The sequence below is a fragment of the Pseudomonas sp. S12(2018) genome, assembly GCF_024355235.1.
Taxonomy (GTDB): domain Bacteria; phylum Pseudomonadota; class Gammaproteobacteria; order Pseudomonadales; family Pseudomonadaceae; genus Aquipseudomonas; species Aquipseudomonas palmensis.
Window position 1 is genome coordinate 72,124 of sequence record NZ_QLAD01000001.1, and the last position, 6,705, is coordinate 78,828.

The following is a 6,705-nucleotide window of genomic DNA, read 5'->3' on the forward strand; positions in this document are numbered from 1 at the left end:
CTTATTAATTGTCACAAAGTCTGAATTGGCGCTGTTTACAATCCGTGCATACTGGCCACTTCAGAACGCCGAGAGCCCACATGCCGCGTCGACTTTTCAAACGCTACATGCCAGATCCGACGAGCATTCGGGAACATAAATCCTTACGCTTTCTCGGCCGGCTGCTGCACGACCCCAACCTCTGGCACCTGAATCGCCATTCGGTGGCACGGGCCATGGCCGTAGGCCTTTTCGCAGCCTTCATCCCTATCCCGATGCAGATGCTGCTGGCCGCCAGCCTGGCGGTTCTGGTGCGCGGCAACATGCCCATCGCCGTCAGCCTGGTGTGGCTGACCAACCCCATCACCATGCCGCCGGTGTTCTACTGCACCTACCAGGTGGGGGCATGGCTGATGCAGATACCGCCACGCACGCTGCCCGAGGAACTCACCTTCGAATGGATCACCGACCAGTTGTCGACGCTGTGGCAGCCCTTTCTGCTGGGCTCGGTGGTGTGCGGCGTGCTGCTGGGGGCGCTGGCCTACTGCCTGACCATGCTCTACTGGCGCTGGTGGGTGGGCAGGCAGTGGCGCAGGCGCAAGCAGAAATCAGCTGCGCATTCCTCGCCCGCTGACCAGTAGGCGCACGCAGCCGATGTACAGCACCGCGGTGGCCACCAGCATGAAGGTGATGGCCACGCCGATGCGGATGTCCGAGACGCCCAGGATGCCGTAGCGGAACGAGTTGACCATGTGCAGCACCGGGTTGGCCAGCGACACGGTCTGCCAGAATGGCGGCAGCAGGGTGATGGAGTAGAACACCCCACCCAGGTACGTCAGCGGCGTGAGCACGAAGGTCGGGATGATCGAGATGTCATCGAAGTTGCGCGCAAACACTGCGTTGATGAAGCCCAGCAGCGAGAAGATCGTCGCGGTCAGCACCACCACCAGCACCGTCACGCCCAGGTGATGCACCTGCAGATGGGTGAAGAACAGCGACAGCAGGGTCACGATCACTCCCACCGCCAACCCGCGCAGCACGCCGCCCAGGGTGTAGCCGATGAGGATGGTGTGGGGCGACACCGGCGACACCATCAGCTCCTCGATCGAACGCTGAAACTTGCTGCCGAAGAAACTCGACACCACGTTGCCGTAGGAGTTGGTGATCACCGACATCATGATCAGGCCCGGCACGATGTACTCCATATAGGTGAAGCCACCCATGTCGCCGATCTGCCGGCCGATGAGGTTCCCGAAGATCACGAAGTACAGCACCATGGTGATCGCCGGGGGCAGCAGGGTCTGCGGCCAGATCCGCGTGAACCGCCGCACTTCTCGATAGACGATGGTATTGAGGGCAACCAGGTTGGCGCGCAGTTCCGAACTCATACCGCCACCTTCGCCAGGTTTTTTTCCACCAGGGACACGAACAGCTCCTCGAGACGATTGGTCTTGTTGCGCAGGCTCAGCACCTCGATGTTCTGCAGGGCCAACTGGCCGAACAGCGCGGTGATGCCCACGTCCTTGTCCACCTGCACTTCCAGGGTGTGCGGGGTGATCAGCCGGCACGGGTAGCCGGCCAGTTGCGGCGCCTGGGCCAGGTCATGCTTGAGGTCGAGCAGGAAGGTCTCCACATGCAACGTGCCCAGCAACTGACGCATGCTGGTGTTCTGCACGATGGTGCCGTGGTCGATGATGCCGATGTTGCGGCACAGCTGCTCGGCCTCTTCCAGGTAGTGGGTGGTCAGGATGATGGTGATGCCCTTCTGGTTGAGCTCGGTCAGAAAGCTCCACATCGAACGGCGCAGCTCGATGTCGACGCCAGCGGTAGGCTCGTCGAGGATCAGCAGGCGCGGTTCGTGGATCAGCGCGCGGGCAATCATCAGGCGGCGCTTCATGCCGCCGGACAGCGAGCGCGATGGCACGTCACGCTTGTCCCACAGGCCCAGCTGGGTCAGGTACTGCTCGGCGCGCTCCCTGGCCACCTTCATCGGGATGCCGTAGTAACCCGCCTGGGTCACGACGATATCGAAGGTCTTTTCGAACTGATTGAAGTTGAACTCCTGGGGCACCACGCCGATGCAGCGCTTGAGCGCGGCTGGCTCTCGGTCCAGGTCATGGCCGAACACATTCACCGTGCCGCTGGTCTTGTTGACCAAGGTCGAGAGAATGCCGATGGTGGTGGATTTGCCGGCGCCATTGGGGCCGAGCAAGGCGAAGAAATCACCTTCGGCGACATCCAGGTCGATGCCCTTGAGGGCCTGGAAGCCATTGCCGTAGGTCTTGGTTAGCTGCCGAATGGACAGAGCAGAACTCATAGCAGGTCTACACACCAGGTTGAAGGGTTCACAAGGCAGGCGGTCAGACAGGGCCGACCGCGACGAATGTGGCCATGGTGCTTGCCCAGGCCACGCAAGTACAGTGAAGTGTATCGATATTGACTATCAGGGTAATCGACAGGTTCAGGTCAGCGCGGTCATTACCGCCGCCTGGTAGGCCGGCCGTTGCCTGAGGCGCTCGTACCACGCACGCAGGTGCTTCATTTCCGGACGCTCGATGGGCATCTCGAACCAGGCATACACGAAGCAGCCCAGCGGGATGTCGCCCATGCCGATCGCTTCCCCCGACAGGTAGGGTTGCGTGGCCAGGGCCTGATCGGCGATCGACAGCAGTTCGGCGCATTGCTTGTGCGCGGCGTTGATCTGCACCCAGTCCTGCTGGTCAGACGGTGTACGCAGGATGCCCCAGAACAACGGGCGAAATGGCGTAGCCAGCGATGACGTGGTCCAGTCCATCCACTTGTCTGCGCTGGCCCGGGCCGCCGGGTCGGCGGGGTACCAGTCAGTGTTTGGGGCATACCGGCCACACAGGTAGCGCACGATGGTATTGGATTCCCACAGCACCAGCTCGCCATCCTCGATCATCGGCACCCGGCCGTTGGGGTTGAGGGCACGGTAGTGCGGCTCGTCGACCACGCCGAACTCGCCACCGGCATCGATCGACTGGTAGTCCAGGCCCAGCTCCTGGGCGCACCACAGCGCCTTCCTGACGTTTGACGAGTTCTTGCGTCCCCAGATCTTCAGCATGACGACTCCTGACATAGGCGGTGGGCACTCAGTCTACCCGAGCTGGCGAGGCTGACAATCGCTGGCCCGCGGCCCGAAAACGCGAACTTCCACAGGTCACGTCCTGTCACTGTTCTGACGGGTTGTTTGGCACAGGCGGTCTAAGCTCTGTCGGATAGCTATTTCTGGAGCTCACGGAGGAAAGCATATGTTGCTGTTGTGGTTAGTGGTGCTGGTGGTCGGTATTGCCTACCTGGCGCACCGGCGGGTTGCCCCCCTGCCCGCACTGGGCGTGGTTGCCGTCTACCTGGTGGCGATGGGCGCATTCAGCCATGCCCCCGGCTGGCTGTTGACGATCTTCTGGCTGCTGCTGGTGGCCACTGCCGTGCCCCTGGTGCTGCCCGATCTGCGCCGCAAATGGCTGACTGCCCCGCTGTTCGGCTGGTTTCGCAAAACCTTGCCGCCGATGTCGCAGACCGAGCGCGAGGCCATCGATGCCGGCACGGTCTGGTGGGACGGCGAGCTCTTCAGTGGCCGCCCCGACTGGAACACCCTGCTGGCCTATCCCAAGGTGCAACTGAGCGCAGAAGAGCAAGCCTTCATCGACGGGCCCACCGAGGAGCTCTGCGCCATGGTCAGCGACTGGCAGATCGGCCAGGACATGGACCTTCCCGCCGAAGCCTGGGCGCACATCAAGACCCATGGCTTCTTTGCCCTGATCATTCCCAAGGAATACGGTGGCAAGGGCTTTTCCGCCTTCGCTCATTCACAGGTCGCGATGAAACTGGCCACCCGCAGCGGCGACCTGGCCTCCACCGTGATGGTGCCCAACTCGCTCGGCCCGGCCGAACTGCTGCTGCACTACGGCACCGACGAGCAACGCAACCATTACCTGCCCCGCCTGGCCCGCGGTGACGACATCCCGTGCTTCGCCCTCACCGGTCCGCTGGCCGGCTCCGACGCCGGCGCCATGCCCGACACCGGGGTCATCTGCAAGGGCCAGTGGCAGGGCGAGGAAGTACTGGGCCTGCGCCTGAACTGGGAGAAGCGCTATATCACCCTGGGCCCGGTGGCGACGCTGCTGGGTCTAGCGTTCAAGGCCTACGACCCCGATCACCTGCTGGGTGACAAGGAGGAGCTGGGTATCAGCCTGGCTCTCATCCCGACCGACACCCCAGGTGTCGAGATCGGTCAGCGCCATCTGCCGCTGGGCGCCGCGTTCATGAACGGCCCCAACAGCGGCAAGGACGTGTTCGTCCCGCTGAGTTTTCTGATTGGCGGGCAGGAGATGCTCGGCAAGGGCTGGATGATGCTGATGAACTGCCTGTCGGTGGGACGCTCGATCTCCTTGCCGGCAGTCGGTACCGGTGCCGCCAAGTACACCAGCCTGGTAACGGGCCAGTACGCACAGGTGCGCGAGCAGTTCAACGTACCGCTGGCCGCGTTCGAGGGCATTCAGGAGGCTCTGGCCCGCATCGGCGGCAATGCCTGGCTGATGGACAGCGCACGCATGCTCACCGCCAACGCGGTGGACCTGGGTGAAAAACCCTCGGTGCTGTCGGCGATCCTCAAGTACCACCTCACCGAACGGGGGCGCGAATGCATCCAGCACGCCATGGACGTGCACGGGGGCAAGGGCATCATCATGGGCCCGAACAACTACCTGGGTCGCAGCTGGCAGGGGGCACCGATCTTCATCACCGTCGAGGGCGCCAACATCCTCTCGCGCAACCTGATGATCTTTGGCCAGGGGGCGATTCGCTGCCACCCGTTCGTGCTCAAGGAGATGGCCCTGGCAGCACGTGAAGACCACGACCAGGCGCTCAAGGAGTTCGACGCCCTGCTGCTCAGGCATGTGGGCTTCGCGGTGGGTAACGCGGCCAGCACGCTGGTCCTTGGGTTGGGCCTGGGGCGCTTTGAAAAGGCACCCGGCGATGCATTGAGCCAGGGATACTTTCGCGCACTCGATCGCCAGGCGGCGGCCTTCGCCCTGCTGGCCGACCTGTGCATGATGCTGCTCGGTGGCGAGCTGAAACGCCGTGAGCGCCTGTCGGCGCGCCTTGGCGACGTATTGAGCAACCTGTACCTGGGTTCGGCAGCCCTCAAGCGCTACCACGATCTCGATTCGCCCGAGTACCTGCGGCCGCTGTTGCGCTGGGCCATGGAAGAAAGCCTGGGCCAGGCCGAAAAAGCCCTGGACCGCCTGCTCGACAACTTCCCCAATCGGTTCCTCGGTGGCGCGCTGCGCCTGGTGGTGTTCCCGTTCGGGCGCCGTCATACCGGCCCGTCGGACGAACTGGATGCCGAGGTTGCTGCGCTGCTGGGTCGCGCCAAGGGTGATCCGGCACTCGAACAACTGCTGGCTGGCTGCTATCGCCCCACCGATGCAAGCGACCCGGTGGGCGCGTTGCAACAGGCCAGCGACCTGCTAAGGGCCAGCGCCCCGCTGCACAAGAAGCTGCACCAGGCCCACAAGGGCGGCCAATTGACGCCGGCTCCCGGCGAATCGCTGATCGACGCAGCCTTGCACGCCAACACCTTGCAGGCCGGCGAAGCTCAAAGCCTGCACGAGGCCGAAGCCGCTCGGCGCCGTGTGATCGACGTGGATGCGTTCAGCAAGGACGAGCTGCTGCCCACCGAGGGCAAGGTGCGCTGAGCATCACTCCAACGGGACATCGGGCGCGGGGAGCCTTATACTCCCGCGCCCGATTTTGCTCTAGAGGATCGCCCGCATGGCCAACGCCACTGCTCAACTGGAATACCACCTCGCCCTGCTCACCCACCTGCGCACCATCCTTGCAGCCTTGGGTGAGGCCGAACAGGTACCGGAAGAAAGCCACGCGCTGTTTCTGGAGCGTTTCGACGACCTGATGCAACAGTTGCCGGTCGACCCGGAGAGCACCTACCTGGGTCAGGACCTCATCTGCCAGGTCATCCAGCGCTACCCGCAGATCGCGCACCTTATCCCCCGCGACCTGCTGTGGTTCTTTGGCGGCGATTGCCTGCACTACATGCCGGAAGAAGAACTGGCCATGTACCAGGAGCTGGAAGAACGCCGCTACGAAGCCGAGCAGAACGACGAACCGTTCGACTGGAACCAGGAGAAGCAGTTGTTGAGCATGTCGGGCGACGACAGCAAGCACTGATGCGCAAGCTACCTGTCAGCGCGGCCAGCAGAACTGGCAGGTAGCCCCCATGACCACGTCCCGCACAAAGCGCATTCACATGACTGCGTGTGCTTGAACGGGCTCAGAAGAAAAAGTACACGCCGGTATCGAGCTCGAGTGCGGTTCGCACCTGCGCCTCCACCTTCAGCAGTGCACCTACCTCGGGGCAGGCGTCGATACAGGCCGACACCAACGCACTGAATGCCGCCAACTGCACAGTGCCTAGAATCCTTTCATCTTCGTACTCATCGATGTTCAGCGCCAGCGCTCGATTGGCCTGCGTGAAAAGCCCCGATCGCCACACGGCTTCGAACTCCTCTGCATCCAGCTGAACATCTAGCAGGTCTGCATCCGTACAGGTATCGGTATCCAGCCGCGACATGGCGCCTCGGCTCAACGGCACACAGATTATTTTCATGCTGCCCCCTGCCATCGCGCGGCGTTTTTTACGCAAAAAAAAACGCCGTTCATACGAACGGCGTTTTCTTTGAATTT

Annotated in this window: 7 protein-coding genes; 3 read left to right on the forward strand and 4 right to left on the reverse strand. The window is 62.7% G+C overall.

Annotated features, from left to right (window positions below; all coding sequences use genetic code 11):
• The first annotated feature begins 80 nt into the window (after nt 1-80).
• Entirely contained in the window at nt 81-620 is a 540-nt protein-coding gene (locus tag DN388_RS00365) for a DUF2062 domain-containing protein (protein ID WP_043862892.1), read from the forward strand.
• On the opposite strand, the gene DN388_RS00370 is transcribed toward DN388_RS00365, so the two are convergent.
• The 3 genes from DN388_RS00370 to DN388_RS00380 form a co-directional block, all read right to left on the reverse strand.
• Nucleotides 588-1,367 carry an ABC transporter permease gene (locus DN388_RS00370; RefSeq protein WP_058541067.1) on the reverse strand — a complete coding sequence of 260 codons (780 nt, stop codon included), beginning with the start codon at nt 1,365-1,367 and terminating at the stop codon, nt 588-590. The two genes, DN388_RS00365 and DN388_RS00370, sit on opposite strands and share 33 nt — an antisense overlap.
• On the reverse strand, nt 1,364-2,296 hold the full coding sequence (locus DN388_RS00375; protein WP_043862894.1) for an ABC transporter ATP-binding protein: 933 nt from the start codon (nt 2,294-2,296) through the stop codon (nt 1,364-1,366). The genes DN388_RS00370 and DN388_RS00375 overlap by 4 nt, the downstream gene beginning before the upstream one ends.
• A gap of 144 nt (nt 2,297-2,440) precedes the next feature.
• On the reverse strand, nt 2,441-3,064 hold the full coding sequence (locus DN388_RS00380; protein WP_100634415.1) for a glutathione S-transferase: 624 nt from the start codon (nt 3,062-3,064) through the stop codon (nt 2,441-2,443).
• Nucleotides 3,065-3,251: 187 nt separating this feature from the next.
• Here DN388_RS00380 and DN388_RS00385 point away from each other — a divergent pair, with 187 nt between their 5' ends.
• Together DN388_RS00385 and DN388_RS00390 are read left to right on the forward strand one after the other, a co-directional pair.
• Nucleotides 3,252-5,699, forward strand: coding sequence for an acyl-CoA dehydrogenase (locus tag DN388_RS00385; protein WP_123752739.1), 2,448 nt, complete (start codon nt 3,252-3,254; stop codon nt 5,697-5,699).
• A 76-nt stretch (nt 5,700-5,775) separates the two neighbouring features.
• On the forward strand, nt 5,776-6,189 hold the full coding sequence (locus DN388_RS00390) for a PA2817 family protein (protein WP_043862897.1): 414 nt from the start codon (nt 5,776-5,778) through the stop codon (nt 6,187-6,189).
• A 103-nt stretch (nt 6,190-6,292) separates the two neighbouring features.
• On the opposite strand, the gene DN388_RS00395 is transcribed toward DN388_RS00390, so the two are convergent.
• A partial coding sequence (locus DN388_RS00395) for a hypothetical protein (RefSeq protein ID WP_254996303.1) occupies nt 6,293-6,705 on the reverse strand: 413 nt, incomplete at its 5' end.